Here is a 20,637-nt window from a genome sequence, read left to right as displayed (position 1 = left end):
CCCGTGGCCTCCGGCCGGTAGGACAGCCGGACCGGGACCTCGCCCGGCACCATCCGTGTGGGCAACCCGGACGCGGAGAAGGGGGCGGCCAGCGCCGTCCACTCCACGTCCAGCGTCGTCCGGCCCGCGTTCACCACCCGGAACTCCACCACCCGCTCCACCTGGGGGTAGCTGGCCGGGAACGTCACGGCCTCCTGGGAGACCCGTAGGAGGCTCCGGGCGCCCGTCAGCGGGGGTTCGTCCCGGCAGGCGCTTCCGAAGGCCACCAGGGCCGCCAGGGCCATTGCCAGGGCCATCGTCAGGCCCCCACTGCCCACCGTCCGCGTGCGCGCCATCGTGCCCTCCCTGCCCTGCCTTTACACCCCTCTCCATCCCCATGTCCCACGGCACCCCACCCCCCGGGGTTTCAGGATTGGGCACTTCCATGCCTGAGTTTTTTTCAGCCCCAAGGGTTTCGAGCCCTTCCAACCCCCCGGAACGACAGGCCTGTCGCAGGGTACGGTTCTGGCAACGGGCGGGGGGATGACCCTGGCCGGCCCTCCGCAGGATTCTCCAGGATTGCAGGCATTCACGGTGCTCATCGCCCGGGGTGTACAATCCACCGTGGACCGGCTGTCTGCGGAGGTCCGGCGGGCGGTGCTGGCCGAGTTGTTCCGCATGGGCGCTCGCGCCTGTGAGGCCCACTCGGGGCAGGCCTCCTGTCCTCCCTACACCCTGCGCCTGGACGTGGCGGACTGCCGGATGCACGTGGAGCTGGACCCGATGCGCACCCGGCTGTCACTGACGGGCCTCACCCGGCCCCGGCCGCACTAGAGGACCTGGTGAACGAGCGGTGGACGTATGGGCAGATGCTGCCCCGGCGCGCGGGCTACGAGGAGAGCTGGGAGCTCACCTACCGCGTGGAGCAGCTGCGGGAGCTGGTGGGCCAGGAGCTGCACCTGGACTCGGCGCTCGCGGAGGAGCTGGACGACACCCTGGCCCGCCTGGTCCAGCGCAACCAGCGCCTGCGCGGCCTGCAGCGCATGATGGCCGCGGACCGGGAGCCGGAGGACCTGGTCATGCACCGCGCCGCGCTGGAGGACCTGGACCGGCAGCTGCTCCAGGAACTGCCCGGGCTGCTGGAGCGGCTTCGCGCCACGATCCTGTAGCGTTCTGTCCCGCGCCGTTCGCTGTTCCGCGGATGCCTGTCGGTTTCCGACTTGTGCACCGGACCCGCTTCTTTTCACCAGTCTAATTGGAGTGTTGATCAACTGGTAGAAGAGGTAGGGGGAGCCGAGTTGGGGACAAGTCAGCAAGCTTGCGGATTCATTCATGAATCGGCGATCTGCTACATGTGGGTAAATTGCCGGTTTCCCCCGGGCATCCACAGGGGGGCTTCCGAGCCCCCGGTTGTCCACAGGGCCGTCCACACCATCCACAGGTGATCCACAGGGAACCTGGGGGGCATGACACCGCCAAGGAAGGACCCTGGATGCAACAGCCCTGTTATGGTCCGGCCGGCTTTCATCACGACGCGGGCGCCATTTTCCCAAGGCGCTGGAGGATGAGCTCATCGACTTCCATCGGGGCGAGCGCATCGGGAAGTACGAGGTGCTCACGCAGCTGACCGTGGGCGGCATGGCGGAGCTGTTCCTGGGCTACACGTCGGGCCCGGGCGGCTTCCGCAAGTACGTGGTCATCAAGCGCATCCTCCCGGACGCGCGCTCCAATGATCAGTTCGTCCGCATGTTCCTGGACGAGGCGCGCATCACCGCGGCCTTCAACCACCCGAACATCGCGCAGGTGTTCGACCTGGGGGAGGAGGACGACGGGCTCTACCTGGCCATGGAGTTCATCGGCGGGCAGAACCTGAACCAGGTGACCAGCGCGTGCATGAAGAAGCGCCAGCCGGTGCCGCTGGCCTTCACCCTGTCCGTGGCCCGCGACGTGTGCCTGGCGCTGCACTACGCGCACACCTTCACGTCCCCCGGCGGCGAAGCGAGCCCCGTCATCCACCGCGACGTGGCGCAGAAGAACATCATGGTGACGTACGACGGCACCGTGAAGCTGCTCGACTTCGGCATCGCCAAGGCGAAGAACAGCCTGGAGCGCACCAGCGTGGGCACGGTGAAGGGCACCACCGGGTACATGTCCCCGGAGCAGGTGCGCGGCGATGCGCTGGACGGTCGCAGCGACCTGTTCTCCGTGGGCGTGGTGATGCACGAGCTCATCACCGGCGAGCGGCTCTTCGCGGGCAAGACCGAGCGCGACGAGATGGTGAAGATCCTCGAGGACGCCATCCCGTGGCCGTCCGTGCTGCTGCCGCACATCTCCGAGGACATCTCCCGCGTGGTGATGCGCGCGCTGGAGCGCAACGTGGACCGCCGCTACCCGTCCGGGCGGGACATGGCGCGCGCCATCGAGAAGGCGGCCGGCGGCAAGCTGATGGACGCGGACCAGCGCGCCGCGCTCATGAAGAGCCTGTTCGCGGAGCGCATGGCGGCCACGCGGTCCCTGCTGGAGAGCGCGGACGTCACCACGAGCAGCCAGGTGCTGGCGTCGGCGAAGCGGGCGCTCCAGAAGGATGACGGCCCCTACCTGCCGGAGCGCAAGGCCACCGCGCTCAGTGTCGTGGAGGCGCGCAAGAAGGCGGAGATCGCGAAGCTGCGCGCGGAGGCGCCCGGCAGCGACGAGACCGCGCCTCCGGTGAAGCGCTCGAAGCTGGGCGCGGTGTGGGCGCTCCTGTCGTTGTCGCTCTTCCTGGGCCTGGCCTACGGCGCGTTCCGGCTCACCCAGCTGCTGGAGGCCGAGGAGAAGGCGCCCCCTCCCCCGCCCATGAGCCTGGGCGCCATGGTCCCCATCCTGCCGCCCAACGCCCCCGTGCCCGGCGGAGACGTGGCCGTCGTGGAGGCGGACAAGGACACCAAGGACCGCGACACCAAGGACAAGGATCGCGACCGGGCAGGCACGAAGGACCGGGACACCGACCGGGAGGATGCCACCGCCAACCGGGGCAGCCGTGGCCGCAAGGGAAAGGGCGAGGTGACGCTCTTCCTGGACGAGCCCGCGGAGATCTTCCTCAACAACAAGTCCCTGGGCCGCGCGCCGCTGGTGAAGCGCTCCCTGCCGGTGGGACAGGCGGAGCTGATTCTGGTGGGCGAGGACAAGAAGCGCCGCGTGCTCGCCGTGCCGGTGGAGGCGGGCAAGCCCGTGCGCCTCAACCTCAAGCTGAGGGAGCTGCCGGGCCGCTAGACCCCCGTCCGTTCCAGCGTGGACGAAGGCACGTTCGAAGGAGCAGCACGGGCGGAGGGCGTCCGCTATCTTCCGCCCCTCATGGCCCTCTCCCTTGGCTTCCTGATGGACCCGCTCGAGAGCGTGCGGGTGGACCACGACACGACGTTCTCGCTGATGCTGGAGGCACAGCGGCGGGGGCACGACGTCTACTACTTCGAACAGGGCTGGCTGCGCTTCAACGGCCGGTGCTCGGAGGCGCGCATGCGCCGGGTCCGGGTGCGGCGTGAGGTGGGGCACCACTTCGACGTGCTGAGCGAGGACGTGCGGCCCCTGTCGAAGCTGGACGTGCTCTTCCTGCGCAAGGACCCGCCGGTGGACGCGGACTATCTGCACGCCACGCAGCTGGTGGAGCTGTGTCCGGACCGTTCGCCCATTTTCATCAACAACCCGTCCGGCATCCGCGACGCGAACGAGAAGCTCTTCACGCTGAACTTCCCGGACCTGATGCCGGAGACGCGCGTGACGCGCGAGCTGTCCGTGGTGCTGGAGTTCGCGGCGAAGAACCCGCAGGGCACCATCCTGAAGCCCATCGACGGTTTCGGCGGCAAGGGCATCCTGTTCCTCGCGCCGGGGGACCGCAACGCGCGCTCCATGGTGGAGCTGCTCACGCAGGGCGGGAAGGAACCCATCCTCGCGCAGGCGTACGTGCCGGAGAGCCGCCTGGGCGACAAGCGCATCATCCTGGTGGACGGAGACCCGGTGGGCGCGGTGCTGCGCGTGCCGTCGGACGCGGACCACCGGGGCAACATGGCCGCGGGCGGCACGCCGATGAAGGCGGACATCACCGAGCGCGACCTGCTCATCTGCAAGCGCCTCAAGCCGTCGCTCCAGGAGAAGGGGCTGACGCTGGTGGGAATCGACGTGCTGGGCGACTACCTCACGGAGGTGAACGTCACCAGCCCCACGGGCCTGGTGGAGGCCAGCCACCTGGACGGCGTCTCCTGCGAGGCGCGCGTGCTGGACGTGGCCGAGCGGATGCACGGCGCGCGCTGACCGTGGCCGTTTCCGACAGGATGCCGGAGGACGGCGAGACGCTGGACTCCATTGGCACCGCGGACGTGCGCGTGTTCCAGCGCCGCACGGGCTACCGCTTCACGTTGGACGCGGTGCTGCTGGCGCACTTCGCTGCCACGGAAGGGCACGACCTGCCCGGGCCCGTGCTGGAGCTGGGCGCGGGCAGCGGCGTGGTGTCGCTGCTCCTGGTGAAGCAGTTCGGCTTCGCGGGCCCGGTGGATGCGCTGGAGCTCCAGCCCGCGGTGCACGAACGGCTGACGCGCGCGGTGGCGCTCAACGGATGCGAGGGCCGGGTGCGGCCGGTGCTCGGGGACCTGCGGCAGGCACGGTCGTTGTTCAGTTCCGGGGCCTACGGCCAGGTGGTGTCCAACCCGCCGTTCCGCCGGGCCGAGGCAGGCGTGGTGAGCCCGGACGCGGAGCGGGCCGTGTCCAAGTCGGAGGTCGCGTGTGATGCGCCGTCCGTGGTCGCGGCGGCGCGGCATGCCCTGCGGCCCGGTGGCGGCGTGAGCCTGGTGTATCCGGCGGCGAGGCTGGCGGAGGTGTTGGGGGTGCTCGCGAGCGCGCGGTTGTTCCCCCGGGTGCTGCGCTCCGTGCATGCGCGGGTGGACGCGCCCGCCACGCGCTTCCTGGTGCAGGCGCTGAGGGACCAGGACCGGGGCCTGTCGGTGCGTGCGCCGCTCATCGTTCATGGCGAGGGACCCGGCGGCTACAGCGCGGAGGTGGCGGCGCTGATGGACGTGCCGCTGGCGGAGCGGAACGGGGGTTGAGTGCCCGGCCGCCAGACGTGGGTCCCTGCGAGCGTCGGGGCCGGATGGGCGGATGCGTCACAACGTAAGGGGCACTTCACCTACCGGACGTCCGCGTCCCGATGAGGAGAGCCCCATGAACGTGACGATGCTCAACGAACAACCGTCGCTGCTGAAGTCGGCCGCGCTGCTGCCTCCGCGCCTGTCGCTGGGCGCGACGATGATTCATCACGGCCTGGCGAAGCTGAAGAAGGAAGGCATCGAGGAGCAAGCGGGCATGTTCGAGCAGCTGGGCATCAAGCCCGGCAAGCCGTGGCTGCTGGCCACGGGCATCACGGAGCTGGTGGCCGGGGTGAGCTCCATCCTGGGCATCGCGACGCGCTTCACGGCGGTGTCGGTCATCGTCACGCAGGCGATGGCCATCGCGAAGGTGCACAGGAAGAACGGCTTCGACATCACCAAGGGCGGCTACGAGTTCAACGTGGCGCTCATCGCCATCGCGCTCGGGACGCTGATGCGCGGGCCGGGGCGGCTGTCCCTGCACAGCGCGCTGGAGCGGCGGGTGAAGCGCCGGGAGCTGAGGCACTTCCGGCTGCTGCCGCGTCAGCGCCGGGGCTCGGTGCTGCTCGACGCGCTCGGGTAGCCAGGGCCTTCAAGGGGTGTGTGGGTGTCGCCTGCCCGGCTGCTACCGAACCGGGCCCGTGGGTAGCGCCCCTGCCCCCGCTTCATCCCGTAAGATGCGCGGGCCATGGCCCCCCCGTCCGTCCTGCTGATGCTGGCGCTCGCCGCGCCCGCCGCGTCTGTCCCCAACTTCTCCACAGCCGAGTCCTCCAGCACCGCGCGCCTCACCGCCGCGGGCATGGCCTCCGTGCGCTCCGTCATCCGGGATGCGGGCGCCGGACGGCTGGAAGCCGCGGGCATGGCCTCCGTGCGAGGGGCGATGGGGAGCTCGCGGGTGACGCGGCAGCTGGATGCGGCGGGCCTCGCGTCCGTGACGGCCGCCACGCGGAACCCCTCCGCTGTCGCGAGCACCGCGGGCGTCGTGAAGACCGCGAGCTTCGCGTCGCAGGGCGCGTCCGCCGGTGTGACCTTCGCGGACGGCACGGCCTCCAGTGACTCCGCCACGCCTGTCTCCGTGCGGATGCCCGCGGGCCTCGCCGAGTCCATTCCGTCGTCGCCTCCCGGGGCGAACACGGTGCCGGCCACGGGCGCCGCGCAAAGCCAGACAGAATCCCTCTCCGAGGCAGGCCGCATCGCCGTGGAGGCCAGCATCGGTGCCCTGCGCGCCGCGGGCCTCGTGATGCACGGCAAGGCCGGCGCGTCCGGCCTCGCCACCGTGGGCAACCCGGACGAGCACTACGCCCGGGGTGTCGCCGCCCTCCAGTCCAAGGACTCACGCACCGCCATCGCGGAGCTGTCCGCGTGCGTGCAGGCCGCGCCGTCCCGCGCCGACTGCCGCTGGGAGCTCGGCTGGGCCTACTCCGTCGAAGGCCGCTGGGCGGACTCCCTCACGCAGTGGACGCAGGTGCGCGCGCTCAATCCCAACCAGCCGGACCTGGAGGGCGCGCTCACGCAGGCCCGCAACCAGGCCGCGCTCCAGGCGAAGCTCGCGCAGCCCGTGGACAGCACGCCCCGCCCTCCCCCGCCCCCGGGCGCGAAGCTGCGCATCCGCGCCGCCGGTGACCTGATGCTCGGCACCACCGTGCCAGAGGGCTACCTGCCGCCCGAGGGCGGCGGCAGCGTCATCGCGGCCGTGCGTCCCCTGCTGGAGGACGCCGACCTCACCTTCGTGAACCTGGAAGGGCCGCTCTGCGACACCGGCCGCACCACCAAGTGCCGCTCGCCCGCGAACTGCTACGCGTTCCGCTCCCCCACGTCCTTCGGCGACTACCTGAAGCAGGCCGGCGTGGACGTGGTCTCCACCGCGAACAACCACTCCGGCGACTTCGGCGAGGAGTGCCGCCGCGCCACCGAGTCCACCCTGGACGCGCTGGGCATCGCCTGGAGCGGTCCGCCGGGCAGCGTGGCCACCGTGGAGCGCAACGGGCTGAAGATTGGACTCGTGGCCTTCCACACGTCCGCGGGCTGCAACCACCTCAACAACCTGCCCACCGCCACCGCGCTGGTGAAGCAGACCGCCGCCACGCACGACATCGTCATCGTCTCCTTCCACGGCGGCGCGGAGGGCGGCAAGGCCCTGCACGTCCCGGCCGGCAGGGAGATGTTCTTCGGCGAGGACCGCGGCGACCTGCGCGTCTTCACCCACGCGGTGGTGGACGCGGGCGCGCACCTGGTGCTCGGCCACGGCCCGCACGTCGCGCGCGCCATGGAGTTCTACCAGGGCCGCCTCATCGCCTACTCCATGGGCAACTTCGCCACCTACGGCCGCTTCAACCTCAAGGGTCCGCAGGGCCTGGGCATGATTCTGGAGGTGGAGCTGGACGCCAACGGCCGCTTCTCCAACGGCCGCATCCTCCCCACCAAGCAGGTCGGTGAAGGCATCACCCAGCCGGACCCGGCCGCCAACGTCGTCTCGCTGGTGCGCAAGCTCACCACCGAGGACTTCCCGGACACGGGCGCCCGCATCGCGGACGACGGCCGCCTCTCTCCGCGCAAGTCGCCCGTCACGGCCTCCAGCACCGCGCCTTGACGCCGAGCCTTCACGACAACGCCACACCCGCACCCACGGAAGCAGCACCTCCGTGGGTGTTTTGTGTGTCACGCATCGCGCATCACCGTCAGGGAATGCGCGCTTGTTGAAGCCGGGCTGCTGCCTGGGCTGCCGTGCGCTTCATTGCGCCTCCAAGCGTGCCGCGCCGTGCAAGGCATGTGTGGGCGGCGTGCGCTAAGACAGCCATCGACGTGCCTGCCCATCGACTCCCACGACTGACTTCGCTGCGCCCGTTCGACTACCCCGGTTATTTCGCGGTGTGGGTGGGCGCGCTCATCTCCAACATCGGCACCTGGATGGAGACGGTGGCGATGGGCGTGTACGTCACGCAGACCACCGGCCGCGCGGAGTGGACGGGCGCCATCGTCGCGCTGTCGTTCCTGCCCGCGGTGGTGCTGGCGCCGGTGGGCGGTGCGCTGGCGGACCGCTTCGACCGGCGCGCGTACGCGGCGCTGGGCTCGCTGCTGCAGGCGGTGCTCGCGGCCGTGCTGACGGTGCTGGCTTTCCGCGGGCAGCTGTCGGTGTCCGTCATCGGTGTCATCTCGTTCCTCAACGGGTGCGTGAGCACGCTCACCTATCCGGCCTTCTCCGCGCTGCTGGCGGAGCTGGTGCCGCCGGAAGACCTGCACCTGTCCACCAGCCTCAACTCCGCGCAGTTCAACCTGGGCCGCATCCTGGGGCCCACGCTGGCCGCGGTGGTGTTGCAGGCGGGCGGGCCCGCGTGGGCGCTGCTCGCGAACACGCTGTCCTTCTTCGCGGTGCTGGTGGCGCTGTGGCGCGTGGTGCCGCCCGCGCGGGACCCGGCCGCGAAGCGTGAACCGCTCTGGGATGGCATCCGGCGCGGCATCACCGTGGCGCGCGACGACGAGGACATCTCGCTGGTGCTGGTGGCCACCTTCTTCGTGGCCGCGCTGGTGGCGCCCTTCATCGGGCTGGTGCCGGTGTTCGCCATCCGCGAGCTGGGCCAGGGCGCGGCGGCCACGTCGCTGTTGGTGACGTGCCAGGGCGCGGGCGCGGTGACGGCGGCGCTGTGCGTGGGCACGCTCGCGGAGCTCTTCGGGCAGCGCAAGCTGCGCGGCTACTCGGCGACGACCATCGCGGTGCTGTCGGGCGTGTACTGGCTGGCGCCCACGCTCCAGGTGGCGGCGGTGTGCATCTTCTTCCTCGGCGCCAACTACCTCATCCTGATGAGCAGCCTGAGCGCGTCCTGCCAGGGCCGCGTGCCGCGTGAGCTGCAGGCGCGCATGGGCAGCCTCTACAGCATGGTGCTGGGCGCGGGTTATTCGCTGGGCGTCTGGTTCCAGGGCGCGCTGGCGGACCGCATGAACCTGCGCTTCGTGACCATCGGCTCCAGCGCCATCTTCCTCGCGCTGGTGCTCACCACGCGCCTGCTCAAGCCCGCGCGCTTCGAGAACGAGCCCCTGGCCCTGGCCGAAGTGCAGCCGTTCTCCGACAGCGCGCACTGACCCATGGGGTCGTCGTCCGGCCGGGCCGTCTGCGTTTAGACTGGCCGGAAGCCATGTACCTGCACGACTTCCAGTGCCCCAGCTGCCTCTCCTATTTCAATGAAATCACCGAGTCGCCCTATCCCTCCGGGGACAAGTGGTGCTCGGGATGTGGCGTCTCCGCTCCACATGATTCGACGTATCTCCTGGTGTCGCGTGTGCCGGATACACCCCAGGTGCAGCAGCCCTTCGGCTTCACGCCTCCGCAGCAACAGCCGACGCAGCAGGTGCTTGCGCCGGTGAGCCGCTACGACCGGCAGCTCGTGGTGAAGCTCACCAATACGAGCAACTACAAGCCGGTGGACGACGCGGGAACGGCGCTCCACAACAAGGCCCAAAGCAAGGGCCTGCCTTCGGACATCATCGAGCTGGACCCCCAGGCAGGCAGCATCTCGCAGGAGCTCAAGCAGAAGTTCGGAGCGCTGACGAACAAGAGCCGCCTGTACCTCGTCGGTCACGGGCAGGGCACCACCGTCCAGGGCGTGAATGCCTTCAACCTCGCCTACGCGGTCGTCCATACCTGGGGCGCCAAGGCCGCCCTGCGCGTCACCCTGGTGTCCTGCAAGGCGGGAGAGAAGGTGGATACCGAGTCCGTCAACTTCGCCAAGGACTTCCATAATTACCTGTGGAAGCCCTGCCGGCTGGCCACGGAGGTGGCTGCCTATACGCGCTCCGTGAGCGTGGCCACCGCCGAATTCGCGAAACACAAAGGGATGCCCCATCTGGAAGGCCGCAAGGCGTTCTACCTGGACAACGACAACATCGACTGGATGGTGAACGACGCGGATCAGGTGAAGGTCGTCTGGTATTGGAACTCCAACCGCACCCAGCAGCTGTCCAGGAACCGCTCGCAGGACCGCGCCGGCCGCAAGGATTGAGCGTCCATCCGCCTTTCCCCTTCACGAGGAGCCGTCCATGCCGCCAGTCAACCCGCACTTCCCCGTCCCCAACGCCGTGGCCGTGGGGGACTTCCTCCTGGACTCCTGGAGCAACGTCGCTCAGGACAACAACATCCGGTTCCTCCTGGTCCAGGTCACCAATGCCCAGGAGAACCGCTGCATCAAGCACCTGGACTCCTATAACGAGTACCAGCTCTGCATCCTGGCCCTGCTGAATGCCTTCAACACCGGGGCCGCGCCGACGAACGTGGCCAACAACCACCGGTACGAGCACGTGGTGCTGAATGGGACGCGCTACGAGTTCGTCTACCGGGTGGACGGCCAATACATCCCGCCGCCCGACAACGTGAACATCCGGGTGGCCAACCTGTGGGCCATCCACCGCTACGCGCCCGGCAAGAACAAGGCGGGGGCCGGGAGCAAGAACCTGCACCACCAGAAGATGATGGAGCGCTTCTTCCGCGACGGAGGCGGTGGCGGGGGCTCCACCGTGAAGTAGCCCGGGCCCGCCGTCAGTCCTCCTCCAGGTCCCGCTTCAGCTTCGTCAGCAGCTTCACCGCGTGGGTGGCGTAGGAGCTGATCCACCGCGCGTGGATGTCCTGGATGGGCGCCGCGTTGAGGTGGTTCCACCGCGTGCGCCCATCCTTGTGGGACAGCACCAGCTCCGCCTTCTCCAGGACCTTCAGGTGCTGCATCACGGTGCAGCGGTCCAGGGTCTTCTCGAAGTGCTCGCACAGCTCCCCGGTCGTCCGGGGCGCGTCCTTCAACAGGTCCAGGATGGCCCGCCGGCGCGAGTCCGCCAGCGCCTTGAAGAGGACGTCGTCCTGGTCGCTCCTTGACATGTTATATTTCTATAACCTATTTGCGGGCAGGACCAGTTCACGACCAGGGGTGCCACATGGAGCCGAAGTTCCAGGTGCAGTTGAAGATCCGCAAGCCGGTGGCGCAGGTGTTCGAGGCGGTGGTGAACCCCGCGAAGCTGAGCGGCTACTTCGTGAAGACGAGCAGCGGTCCGCTGGCGGCGGGCGCGACGGTGAAGTGGAGCTTCGCGGAGGCGCCGGGCGAGTTCGACGTCATCACGCGCGAGGTGATTCCCAACGAGCGCATCGTCTTCGAGTGGCCCGCGGACGACAGCTACAACACGCGCGTGGAGATGCGCTTCGTGCCGTTGGACGCAAGCAACACGATGGTGAAGATCAGCGAGTCCGGATGGAAGCCGGATGAGAAGGGCATCAAGGCGTCCTACGACAACGCGGGTGGCTGGATGCACATGATGCTCTGCCTCAAGGGCTACCTGGAGTTCGGCATCAACCTTCGGGAGGGCGGGGCGTTCTGAAATCCGCGACGCGGGGGAATGTCCCGGCCAGACTGCCGTTCCCTCGCGTCCCGTTCGCAAAGGAGCCCCATGTCGTCCATCCGCGTGCCCGCCCTGCTCCTGTCCGCCCTGCTGCTCTCCGCGCCCGCCGCGAACGCGCAGGAGTCCAAGCGCGCCCCGGAGGCGCTGGGCCTGGGCATGGAGGGCTACCCCTACCCTGCTCCCGTGCAGTTCCTGTCCGTGAAGCTGGAGGGCCAGGACCTGCGCATGGCGTACATGGACGTGAAGCCCACGGGCAACGCCAACGGGCGCACGGTGGTGCTGCTGCACGGCAAGAACTTCTTCGGCGCGTACTGGAAGGACACGATTCGCGTCCTCACCGGCGCGGGCTACCGGGTCGTGGTGCCGGATCAGATTGGCTTCGGCAAGTCGTCCAAGCCGGCCATCGCGTACAGCTTCCACACGCTGGCGTCGCTGACGAAGCAGGTGCTGGACGAAGTGGGCGTGAAGCAGGCCGTGGTGGTGGGTCACAGCATGGGCGGCATGCTCGCGACGCGCTTCGCGCTGATGTACCCGGAGGTGACGACGCAGCTGGTGCTGGAGAACCCCATTGGCCTGGAGGACTACCGCGAGTCCGTCCCCTGGAAGTCCACCGAGGACCTCTACCAGGAGAACCTGAAGGCCACGGAGGAGGGGCTGCGCAAGTACCAGCGCGGCTACTACGTGAAGTGGAAGCCCGAGTACGACGAATACGTCCAGGTCCTCTACCGCCAGACGCTCAGCGGTGAGTACCCGCGCCTGGCCTGGGTGTCCGCGGCCACGCAGACGATGATCTACGAGCAGCCGGTGGTGCACGAGTTCCCGTTCGTGAAGGTGCCCACGCTGGTGGTGATTGGTCAGGAGGACCGCACGGTGGTGGGCAAGGGCAGCGTGCCGCCCGCGCTCTTGCCGAAGCTGGGGCAGTACCCGGCGCTGGGGAAGAAGACCGCCGCGGCCATCCCGGGCGCCACGCTGGTGGAGATCCCGAACGTGGGCCACATCCCCCACTTCGAGTCGCCGGAGAAGTGGCACTCGGCCTTGCTGGACTTCCTGCGCAAGGTTTCGAAGTAGCCTTCCGCGCCATGCATCGCATCCGCGTGGTGCGCCACGCGTCCGAGCGGGGCGGCTGGGAGATGGCGCTGGCCACGCCGCCACCGGCGCTGGCGCCGCTCATCCGGGACTACTGCGGCTTTCGCGAGGCCATGCCCCAGCCCATGCGCCGGCAGGAGCTGCCCGGCGTGCAGGTGGTGCTCATCCTGGAGTTCGGCCCGCTGCTGAAGCACCTGGACGACGCGGGCCGGGTGACGCGGCATCGCTCCGGCTTCGTCGCGGGGCTGGATGAGCGCTGGAGCACCACCGAGCACAACGGCGAGTCCCACGGGCTCCAGGTGAACCTGACGCCGCTGGGGGCAAGGCGCCTCTTCGGTCTGCCCATGCACGAGCTGGCTCACCGGGTGACGGGCCTGGAGGACCTGTGGGGCGGCGAGGCACGGCGGCTGGTGGAGTCCCTTGCGGAGGCGCGGGACTGGGCGGCGCGCTTCGCCCTCGCGGACGCGTTCCTGCTCCAGCGAGCGGAGCGGGGGCCCGCGGTGGATGCGGGCGTGAAGTGGGCGGTGGAGCGCATCCAGAGGACAGGAGGCCAGGTGGACATCGCCACGCTGGCGAGAGAGCTGGGCCACAGCCACAAGCACCTCATCCACCAGTTCCATGAACAGGTGGGGCTGCCGCCACGCAGGCTTGCGCGCCTGTTGCGCTTCGACCGGGCGGTGGAGCGCATCAAGTCCGGAGGCCCGGTGCGCTGGGCGGAGCTCGCGCTGGAGCTGGGCTATTTCGACCAGGCGCACCTGAACCGGGACTTCCGCCAGTTCACCGGCGGGCCTCCGTCCGCCCTCCTGCGGCGTGCGCTACCTGACGCGGGCGGGTTCGAATCCGGCGCGTAGGTAAAATCCGTCCAAGAAGAACCGTGAGCGGATGGGCAGGATGCGCGGTGAAAGGAAGACACACCATGTCCCTGCCCAGCCTGTATCCCTTCGTCCACTACGCCGACCCCGAAGCGGCCCTGCGTTTCCTGAAGCAGGCCTTCGGCTGCGAGGAGCGGGTCGTCTACCGCAAGCCTGACGGCGCCATCGCCCATGTCGAGCTGACGCTGGGCCACGGCCTGGTCATGTTCGGCGGCGCGGAGGGCGGCCGGCTGAAGATGGCCGCGTCGAAGGACGTGCCCCTGAAGAACCAGGGCATCTACGTGGTGGTGACGGACCCGGATGCGCTGTACGCGCGAGCGAAGGCGGCGGGCGCGAGCATCGTCATGGAGCTGCACGACACGGACTACGGCTCGCGAGACTTCAGCGCGCTGGACCCCGAGGGGAACGTCTGGAGCTTCGGCACGTACCAGCCGCTCGCGGTGGCTCCGCCGAAGGGGTAAGGCGCCTTCGTCGACGGGAGGGGGTGTCCATGCAAGGCTTTCCCCATGAAGCTCTTGCTGGGACCCATCCTGTACGCCCGGGCGCAGGCCACGCCGGACCCGAAGTCCCACGACGTGTGGAGCTTCTTCGTCAACGTGTTCCTGGACAGCACGTCAGCGAAGAAGCCTCCGGCGTTGAGGCTGTGTTTCCGGGATGCGAAGGGCAAGCGGGTCGCCGTCTTCGACGAGGCGAAGCCCGCCGCGGACCTCACCGCCCTGCCCAAGGACACCCGGGGCGTGGTGTGGCGCTGGGAGGTCATCCTGCCGCGCACGGACGTGGCCCAGCGTCTGTCCTATCACTTTGAATCGCCAGACACGCCCGGCGTGCCGGTGACCTTCGAGCGTCCGACGCCGCGAGACAACCGGCCGTGGTCCTCGAAGGTCATCCCGCCGGAGCCGTTGGTGGTGTCCGACGTGGTCGTCCCCGCGAAGGGCGTGTCGCCAAACATCGCGTTCTTCTCCTGCAACGGCGCCAGCCGTGCGAGTGATTGGAGCAATCTGGCGCAGCCCTTTGCATTGTGGGAGCGGATGCTGCAACAGCATCAGAGGGACCCGGTGGATCCGGCGAAGACGCCGGGCTTCCAGCTGCTGATCGGGGGTGGGGATCAGCTCTACGCGGACTCGCTGCACAACACGTTGGATGTGTTGAACGCGTTCATGAAGCTGCCCCGGTCGGAGCGGTTGAAGCTGCCGGTGCCGGACGGACTTTCGGAGAAGCTGTTCGCGGAATACGTCTGGCTCTACCGGGAGCGGTGGGGCGGGAGCCAGGGCATCGCGCCGTTGCTGCGGAGGGTGCCGGGCCTGTTCATGTGGGACGACCACGACATCTTCGACGGATGGGGTTCGCACGAGGATCTCCAGCAGGCGCCCTGGTACCGGGCGCTCTACAGCGCGGCGGCGCGAGCGTTCGAAACCTTCCAGCGGGGTTTCTTGGAGCAGCCGGCGAAGGCACGCGAGCCGGACGACCGGGGCGTGGTGAAGCCCGCGCAGCACTATCTCCAGACGTTCTGTTTCTCCACGGCGGACTGTGACCTGGACGTGGTGTTGCTGGACCTGAGGAGCGGCCGGACCAGCCGGGTGATGGACACCGGGGACGCGCATCCGCAGACCGAGTTCACGGTGATGAGCCGGTCACAGTGGGACGCCTTCGACGCGTGGCGCGAGGAGCACCGCCAGCGGCCGGAGAACGGCAAGAAGGCGCGGCACGTGCTGGTGGTGTCGTCGGTGCCGCTGGTGCACTTGCGCTTCGGTCCGGCGATGGAGCGGATGAGCGGAGGTGGCGTCGAGCTGCGCGACGACCTGTTGGACCAGTGGGAGTCCTCGGTGCACCGGGGCGAGCGCACGCGGTTGTTGATGAACCTGTTCTCGCTGGCGAAGAAGTCCTACTGCGCGGTGACGGTGTTGTCCGGGGACGTGCACGTGGGGGCGAGGGCGCGCGTGCGTTCACGCAATCCGGACCACCTGGTGCCCGCGTTGGGAACGGTGGGGGAGGTGTTCATCGAACAGGTGACGTCCTCGCCCATCGTGCATCCGCCGCCGGGATGGCTCTCGTTCAAGGGGATGCTGGCGTTGTCGGAGGATTCCCGAGAGGACCTGCCAGGGTTCCTGCAGACGGAGCTGTTGCCGGTGGGCAAGGAGCTGTACCTGCGGGACCGCAACTGGCTGTCCATCCGGCTGGAGCGGCCCAAGCACCGCGACACGACCGCGCGTCCGAAGCTGTGGGTGAAGTGGATCGCGGAGAAGGAGAACCTGCCCATGGAGGTGGTGGTGGAGCCACCTCCCTTCCCCGCCGCGGGCTGAGGGTTTCAGCGGACTGGGAGCTCACGGAAGGAGATACCGGCCCAACCGCCCTGCTCCACCGCGTCCTTGAAGCGGTCCGTGCCGATGATCATGGTGCTGAAGTTGTCCAAGCGGAACAGGTCCCTGTCCGTGGGCAACGAAGCACCGTCGAGGATGGGGTCGTCCGGACGTCGGAAGCCTTGTCGTCCGCAGGTGGGACAGGGCGGCTCCAGGTCGGGAGGAAGGCAGTCGCGGTGCAGGAGGCCGCGCGGTTCGATCTGGAGTTCGAGGATGTCCGGAGCCGTCTTCTGTCGGAACCGCAGCTCCGTCTTGCACCCCAGCAGCCCACGAACGCCCGCGGCCTGGAGGCCATCGAGTGCGTCGCGGCGGATGAGCATCAGCGAGGTCCCCTGCCAGGTGAACGGCCCGAACTGACCGGACGCAGTGCCCGTGAGCGGACCGAAGCTTGTGCCGGGAGGAAGAGATGCATTGGGTGGCATCAGCGGGCGCACCAATTCTTGGAGACGGACGAGCTCGTGAAACGGCTCGGGTCGGGGCTCTTCAAATTCCCGATGCTCGGGGATGAGCGAAAGGTCCACGGCGGGGTACTGATCTCCCCATCCACCCCACGTTACACCGCAGCCTGGGCACTCCTTGATGCCGGGCAGGATCCATTTGTGTGCGGCATCGAAGTCTCCGCTGTAACGGGAGGTGGCTGCTTCGTCGTCGCGGAGCCAGAAGAAGGGGGGCATGGACCGTCAGGCCTCAGATGGATGAAGGCTCAGTTGTACCGCTGGATGGGACCACCCAGGAGTTGGAATCGATAGATCAGCTCCCCGGCATGCTTGAAGATTTCCTCTGGGGGAGCGCCTCCGTTCGTATCCCTGAACTCACGCCAGGCCTTGTTCCACAAACCTCCCTTGGGACCATCGCTGTGGATACGCCGGTGGACATGCACGGGAATGGGGATCGTGAACTGGTGGATGTTGATGCCCTTGATCTTGAACCACGCGGCAAGGTCCGGGGCCTGCGGGAAGATGTGGTGCTTCTCGAACTTGCCCGCCGGCAGCTGACGCTGAGGAGGCACGGGCTTGGGGTTCCCGTACCAGGGGAACACCATCACGGGTTCCGCATCACCCGGCAGGCCCATGCTGGCGCCCCAGTTGCGCCGGGGCCCGCTTCCTGGAGCGGGAGCCACGGCCACGGGTGGCGGCCGGGGTGGCAGTCCCCGCGCTAGCACCACCTCCCCGGGCACATCCTCGCACCGGAAGAAGCCGCAGGTCGTGTCCCCACAGACCAGGGTCACACAGGCGTCCGCGCTGGCGTCACCGCACTCCGCCTCGGCTTCATCCCAGCGCTGCTGGAGCGGCGTGCTGGACGCGCACGCCGCCATCCACAGCGCCAGGAACATCAGCATCTTTCGCATGGCGGCAAAACCTACTCATATCCGGCGTCTCTGTTTCCGTCAGGCCGTGGAAGCCGCACGTGCCGGTCAGTCGCTGTTCCTTCACGGGGTCGAGGAGCGCTTTCCCCAGCGGTTGTCTTCACGAAAGACAGTCTGAACTTCAGGAACGCACGGGCAGTTCGCGGAAGGAGATGCCGGTCCATCCGCCCTGCTCCACCGCGTCCTTGAAGCGGTCCGTGCCGATGATCATGGTGCTGAAGTTGTCCAAGCGGAACAGGTCCCTGTCCGTGGGCAACGAAGCACCGTCGAGGATGGGGTCGTCCGGACGTCGGAAGCCTTGTCGTCCGCAGGTGGGACAGGGCGGCTCCAGGTCGGGAGGAAGGCAGTCGCGGTGCAGGAGGCCGCGCGGTTCGATCTGGAGTTCGAGGATGTCCGGAGCCGTCTTCTGTCGGAACCGCAGCTCCGTCTTGCACCCCAGCAGCCCACGAACGCCCGCGGCCTGGAGGCCATCGAGTGCGTCGCGGCGGATGAGCATCAGCGAGGTCCCCTGCCAGGTGAACGGCCCGAACTGACCGGACGCAGTGCCCGTGAGCGGACCGAAGCTTGTGCCGGGAGGAAGAGATGCATTGGGTGGCATCAGCGGGCGCACCAATTCTTGGAGACGGACGAGCTCGTGAAACGGCTCGGGTCGGGGCTCTTCAAATTCCCGATGCTCGGGGATGAGCGAAAGGTCCACGGCGGGGTATTGCCGCCCTGATCCGCTCCACGTCAGGCCGCACCCCGGACAATCTTTGAGGCCAGGAAGTCCCCACCTGTGTGCAGCATCGAAGTCTCCGCTGTAACGGGAGGTGGCTGCCTCGTCGTCGCGCAGCCAGAAGAAGTGGATCATGGACTGTCAGGCCTCGGATGGATGAAGAATCAGTTGTACCGCTGGATGGGGCCACCCAGGAGCTGGAATCGATAGATCAGTTCCCCGGCATGCTTGAAGATTTCTAGAGGAGGAGCGAGGTCGTTCGCGTTCTTGAACTCGCGCCAGGCTTCATTCCACATGCCCCCGCTGGGCCCATCGCTGTGAATGCGTCGGTGGACATGCACGGGAATGGGGATCGTGTACTGGTGGATGTCGATGCCCTTCTCCTTGAACCACCGGGCCAGGTCTTGCGCTTGCGGGAAGATGTGGTGCTTCTCGAACTTGCCCGCTGGCAGCTGCCGCTGAGGAGGCACGGGCTTGGGGTTCCCGTACCAGGGGAACACCATGACGGGTTCCGCATCACCCGGCAGGCCCATGCTGCCGCCCCAGTTGCGCCGAGGGCCGCTTCCCGGTGCGGGAGCCACGGCCACGGGTGGCGGCCGGGGCGGCAGTCCCCGGGCCAGCACCACCTCCCCCGGTACGTCCTCGCACCGGAAGAAGCCGCACACTGTGTCCCCACAGACCAGGGTCACACAGGCGTCCGCGCTGGCGTCACCGCACTCCGCCTCGGCTTCATCCCAGCGCTGCTGGAGCGGCGTGCTGGACGCGCACGCCGCCATCCATAGCGCCAGGATCATCAGCATCTTTCGCATGGCTGAAAAACCTACTCATATCCGGCGTCCCTGTGACCAACGTCAGACTTGAAGACCTGGGCAACGCAACGACCCTCGACTCCCTTCGCGATTCCCAGTGGGAAGCGGAACTCCGTGCTTTTGACGGACTCAATCCCTGCATCCTCCGGAGCATCGACACAGGCGTGGATGTCCCTGGAGGCATCGACACGGGCGACGGTCCCTACGTCATCCAGACGGCCGGTACGGAGACCGCAACGCGGTGCTCAGCGCCAAGGGAGAGCTCCAGGCACGGGCTGTCTTCCTCGCGAACAGCGCCCGTGTCTACGCGGATGGAGGCGTACGGGCCCTGATCTACGCGCCGCAAGGAGCTGGGAGTCCCTGACACCTGACATCGAGAATGAAGGGAATGGAGACGGAGCTGAGTACTTCGACCCCTCGGTACTCGACCGCTACGGCGACCTCCACTTCCGTCAGGCCGTGGAAGCCGCACGTGCCGGTCAGTCGCTGTTCCTTCCCGGGGTCGAAGAGCGCTTTCCCCAGCGACTGTCTTCACGAAGGGCAGCGTAGGGCTTCAGGAACGCACGGGCAGTTCGCGGAAGGAGATGCCGGTCCATCCGCCCTGCTCCACCGCGTCCTTGAAGCGGTCCGTGCCGATGATCATGGTGCTGAAGTTGCCGACGCGGAACAGGTCCCTGTCCGTGGGCAACGAAGCACCGTCGAGGATGGGATCGTCCGGACGGCGGAAGGCCTGCCGCCCGCAGGTGGGACAGGGCTGCGCCAGGTCGGGAGGAAGGCAGTCGCGGTGCAGGAGGCCACGCGGTTCGATTTGAAGCTCGAGGATGTCCGGAGCCGTCTTCTGCCGGAACCGCAGCTCCGTCTTGCAGCCCAGCAGCCCACGAATGCCCGCGGCCTGGAGACCATCGAGTGCGTCGCGGCGGATGATCATCAGCGCATTCCCCAACCACGTGAAGGGACCGAACTGACCGGAGGCGCTTCCTACGAGGGGGCCGAAGTCCGTTCCGGGAGGGAGCTCGGCATGGGACGGGGCCAGTGGACGCACCAGGGCTTGAAGACGCAGGAACTCGTGAAGGGGTTCAGGTCGAGGCTCTTCAAACTCCTGATGCTCGGGGATGATCGAAAGATCCACGGCTGGATACTCGTGTCCCGCCTCAGACCAGGTAGCGCCACACTCCGGGCAGTTCTTGAGACCCGGCAGTCCCCACTTATGTCCTGCGTCGAAGTCCGCGCTATAGCGCGCTGTCGCCACCTTGTCGTTGCGCATCCAGTAGAAGAGGGACATGTGCTGGTGGGTTCGCTCGAAGTTCAGTGGTACTGCTGGATGGGTCCGCCCAGAAGCTGGAAGCGATAAATGAGTTCCCCGGCGTGCCGGAAGATTTCTTGCGGCGAAGCGCCTCGATTCTGTTCCTTGAAGTCGCGCCAGGCTTCATTCCACATGCCTCCGCTGGGCCCATTGCTGTGAATACGACGGTGGACGTGCACGGGAATGGGGATCGTGTACTGGTGGATGTCGACGCCTCGTTCCTTGAACCACCGGGCAAGGTCCGGGGCCTGCGGGAAGATGTGGTGCTTCTCGAACTTGCCCGCCGGCAACTGCCGCTGAGGAGGCACGGGCTTGGGGCTCCCGTACCAGGGGAACACCATCACCGGTTCCACATCACCCGGCAGGCCCATGCTGGCGCCCCAGTTGCGCCGGGGCCCGATTCCCGGAGCGGGAGCCACGGCCACGGGTGGCGGCCGGGGCGGTAATCCCCGCGCCAGCACCACCTCCCCCGGTACGTCCTCGCACCGGAAGAAGCCGCACACTGTGTCCCCACAGACCAGGGTCACACAGGCGTCCGCACTGGCGTCACCGCACTCCGCTTCAGCTTCATCCCAGCGCTGCTGGAGCGGCGTGCTGGACGCGCACGCCGCCATCCACAGCACCAGCGCACAGAACGCCAGGCTTTTCCTCATGGCGGAAAAGC

The 20,637-nt window shown here is 68.0% G+C and carries 22 protein-coding genes and 1 pseudogene; 15 read left to right on the top strand and 8 right to left on the bottom strand.

The features are described 5' to 3' along the window. Positions 1 to 335, bottom strand: a pseudogene (locus D7Y21_RS10430) (tenascin-X); the annotation flags it as partial. 223 nt (positions 336 to 558) lie between these two features. Between D7Y21_RS10430 and D7Y21_RS10425 the strand changes: the two are divergent. The 10 genes from D7Y21_RS10425 to D7Y21_RS10380 all read left to right on the top strand — a co-directional run bounded on the left by D7Y21_RS10425 (position 559) and on the right by D7Y21_RS10380 (position 10,607). Then, positions 559 to 813 carry a hypothetical protein gene (locus tag D7Y21_RS10425; protein ID WP_233612048.1) on the top strand — a complete coding sequence of 85 codons (255 nt, stop codon included), beginning with the start codon at positions 559 to 561 and terminating at the stop codon, positions 811 to 813. Positions 814 to 821: 8 nt separating this feature from the next. Continuing rightward, the gene (locus D7Y21_RS10420) at positions 822 to 1,148 is read left to right on the top strand and encodes a hypothetical protein (RefSeq protein ID WP_233591688.1); all 327 of its coding nucleotides are present in this window, start codon (positions 822 to 824) and stop codon (positions 1,146 to 1,148) included. Positions 1,149 to 1,590: 442 nt separating this feature from the next. Further along, entirely contained in the window at positions 1,591 to 3,231 is a 1,641-nt protein-coding gene (locus D7Y21_RS10415; protein ID WP_121712896.1) for a serine/threonine-protein kinase, read from the top strand. A gap of 81 nt (positions 3,232 to 3,312) precedes the next feature. Next, the gene (gene gshB, locus D7Y21_RS10410; protein WP_121712894.1) at positions 3,313 to 4,266 is read left to right on the top strand and encodes a glutathione synthase; all 954 of its coding nucleotides are present in this window, start codon (positions 3,313 to 3,315) and stop codon (positions 4,264 to 4,266) included. Positions 4,267 to 4,286: 20 nt separating this feature from the next. Next, the gene (locus D7Y21_RS10405) at positions 4,287 to 5,054 is read left to right on the top strand and encodes a tRNA1(Val) (adenine(37)-N6)-methyltransferase (RefSeq protein WP_121712892.1); all 768 of its coding nucleotides are present in this window, start codon (positions 4,287 to 4,289) and stop codon (positions 5,052 to 5,054) included. A gap of 115 nt (positions 5,055 to 5,169) precedes the next feature. Then, on the top strand, positions 5,170 to 5,676 hold the full coding sequence (locus D7Y21_RS10400) for a DoxX family protein (protein ID WP_120576154.1): 507 nt from the start codon (positions 5,170 to 5,172) through the stop codon (positions 5,674 to 5,676). A 105-nt stretch (positions 5,677 to 5,781) separates the two neighbouring features. Further along, positions 5,782 to 7,683 (top strand): CapA family protein, encoded by a 1,902-nt coding sequence (locus tag D7Y21_RS10395; RefSeq protein ID WP_121712891.1) that lies wholly within the window; start codon positions 5,782 to 5,784, stop codon positions 7,681 to 7,683. A 212-nt stretch (positions 7,684 to 7,895) separates the two neighbouring features. Next, positions 7,896 to 9,170, top strand: coding sequence for an MFS transporter (locus D7Y21_RS10390; RefSeq protein WP_120564691.1), 1,275 nt, complete (start codon positions 7,896 to 7,898; stop codon positions 9,168 to 9,170). 53 nt (positions 9,171 to 9,223) lie between these two features. Then, the gene (locus D7Y21_RS10385) at positions 9,224 to 10,087 is read left to right on the top strand and encodes a C80 family cysteine peptidase (RefSeq protein WP_121712889.1); all 864 of its coding nucleotides are present in this window, start codon (positions 9,224 to 9,226) and stop codon (positions 10,085 to 10,087) included. Between the two features lie 37 nt (positions 10,088 to 10,124). After that, positions 10,125 to 10,607 (top strand): hypothetical protein, encoded by a 483-nt coding sequence (locus D7Y21_RS10380; RefSeq protein WP_120564689.1) that lies wholly within the window; start codon positions 10,125 to 10,127, stop codon positions 10,605 to 10,607. A gap of 13 nt (positions 10,608 to 10,620) precedes the next feature. On the opposite strand, the gene D7Y21_RS10375 is transcribed toward D7Y21_RS10380, so the two are convergent. Then, positions 10,621 to 10,950, bottom strand: coding sequence for a metalloregulator ArsR/SmtB family transcription factor (locus D7Y21_RS10375; protein WP_121712887.1), 330 nt, complete (start codon positions 10,948 to 10,950; stop codon positions 10,621 to 10,623). A 56-nt stretch (positions 10,951 to 11,006) separates the two neighbouring features. On the opposite strand from D7Y21_RS10375, the gene D7Y21_RS10370 reads away from it, so the two are divergent. From D7Y21_RS10370 to D7Y21_RS10350, 5 genes are all read left to right on the top strand, one after another. Next, positions 11,007 to 11,444 (top strand): SRPBCC domain-containing protein, encoded by a 438-nt coding sequence (locus D7Y21_RS10370; RefSeq protein ID WP_120564687.1) that lies wholly within the window; start codon positions 11,007 to 11,009, stop codon positions 11,442 to 11,444. A 69-nt stretch (positions 11,445 to 11,513) separates the two neighbouring features. Further along, a complete protein-coding gene (locus D7Y21_RS10365) occupies positions 11,514 to 12,533 on the top strand; it encodes an alpha/beta fold hydrolase (RefSeq protein ID WP_120564686.1) in 1,020 nt (339 codons plus the stop codon). Positions 12,534 to 12,544: 11 nt separating this feature from the next. Continuing rightward, positions 12,545 to 13,402, top strand: coding sequence for a helix-turn-helix domain-containing protein (locus tag D7Y21_RS10360; RefSeq protein ID WP_121712885.1), 858 nt, complete (start codon positions 12,545 to 12,547; stop codon positions 13,400 to 13,402). A 65-nt stretch (positions 13,403 to 13,467) separates the two neighbouring features. After that, entirely contained in the window at positions 13,468 to 13,884 is a 417-nt protein-coding gene (locus D7Y21_RS10355; protein WP_121712883.1) for a VOC family protein, read from the top strand. Positions 13,885 to 13,929: 45 nt separating this feature from the next. Further along, positions 13,930 to 15,723 (top strand): alkaline phosphatase D family protein, encoded by a 1,794-nt coding sequence (locus D7Y21_RS10350; RefSeq protein WP_121712881.1) that lies wholly within the window; start codon positions 13,930 to 13,932, stop codon positions 15,721 to 15,723. Between the two features lie 5 nt (positions 15,724 to 15,728). On the opposite strand, the gene D7Y21_RS10345 is transcribed toward D7Y21_RS10350, so the two are convergent. The 6 genes from D7Y21_RS10345 to D7Y21_RS10320 form a co-directional block, all read right to left on the bottom strand. Then, entirely contained in the window at positions 15,729 to 16,454 is a 726-nt protein-coding gene (locus D7Y21_RS10345) for a double-CXXCG motif protein (RefSeq protein WP_121712879.1), read from the bottom strand. Between the two features lie 29 nt (positions 16,455 to 16,483). Next, positions 16,484 to 17,128 carry a TIGR02269 family lipoprotein gene (locus D7Y21_RS10340; protein WP_121712877.1) on the bottom strand — a complete coding sequence of 215 codons (645 nt, stop codon included), beginning with the start codon at positions 17,126 to 17,128 and terminating at the stop codon, positions 16,484 to 16,486. Positions 17,129 to 17,267: 139 nt separating this feature from the next. Beyond that, complete coding sequence (locus D7Y21_RS10335) at positions 17,268 to 17,996, bottom strand: double-CXXCG motif protein (protein ID WP_121712875.1); 729 nt, start codon at positions 17,994 to 17,996, stop codon at positions 17,268 to 17,270. Positions 17,997 to 18,025: 29 nt separating this feature from the next. Further along, positions 18,026 to 18,670 (bottom strand): TIGR02269 family lipoprotein, encoded by a 645-nt coding sequence (locus D7Y21_RS10330; RefSeq protein WP_121712873.1) that lies wholly within the window; start codon positions 18,668 to 18,670, stop codon positions 18,026 to 18,028. 553 nt (positions 18,671 to 19,223) lie between these two features. Further along, positions 19,224 to 19,952, bottom strand: a complete 729-nt coding sequence (locus D7Y21_RS10325; RefSeq protein ID WP_120564678.1) for a double-CXXCG motif protein — start codon at positions 19,950 to 19,952, stop codon at positions 19,224 to 19,226. Between the two features lie 23 nt (positions 19,953 to 19,975). After that, the gene (locus D7Y21_RS10320) at positions 19,976 to 20,626 is read right to left on the bottom strand and encodes a TIGR02269 family lipoprotein (RefSeq protein ID WP_121712871.1); all 651 of its coding nucleotides are present in this window, start codon (positions 20,624 to 20,626) and stop codon (positions 19,976 to 19,978) included. Positions 20,627 to 20,637: the final 11 nt, after the last annotated feature.

This window comes from Corallococcus sp. AB045 (genome assembly GCF_003668895.1).
In the GTDB taxonomy this organism is placed as follows: domain Bacteria; phylum Myxococcota; class Myxococcia; order Myxococcales; family Myxococcaceae; genus Corallococcus; species Corallococcus coralloides.
The sequence above is the reverse complement of the archived record's forward strand: the minus strand, read 5'-3'. Positions and strand labels throughout refer to the sequence as shown.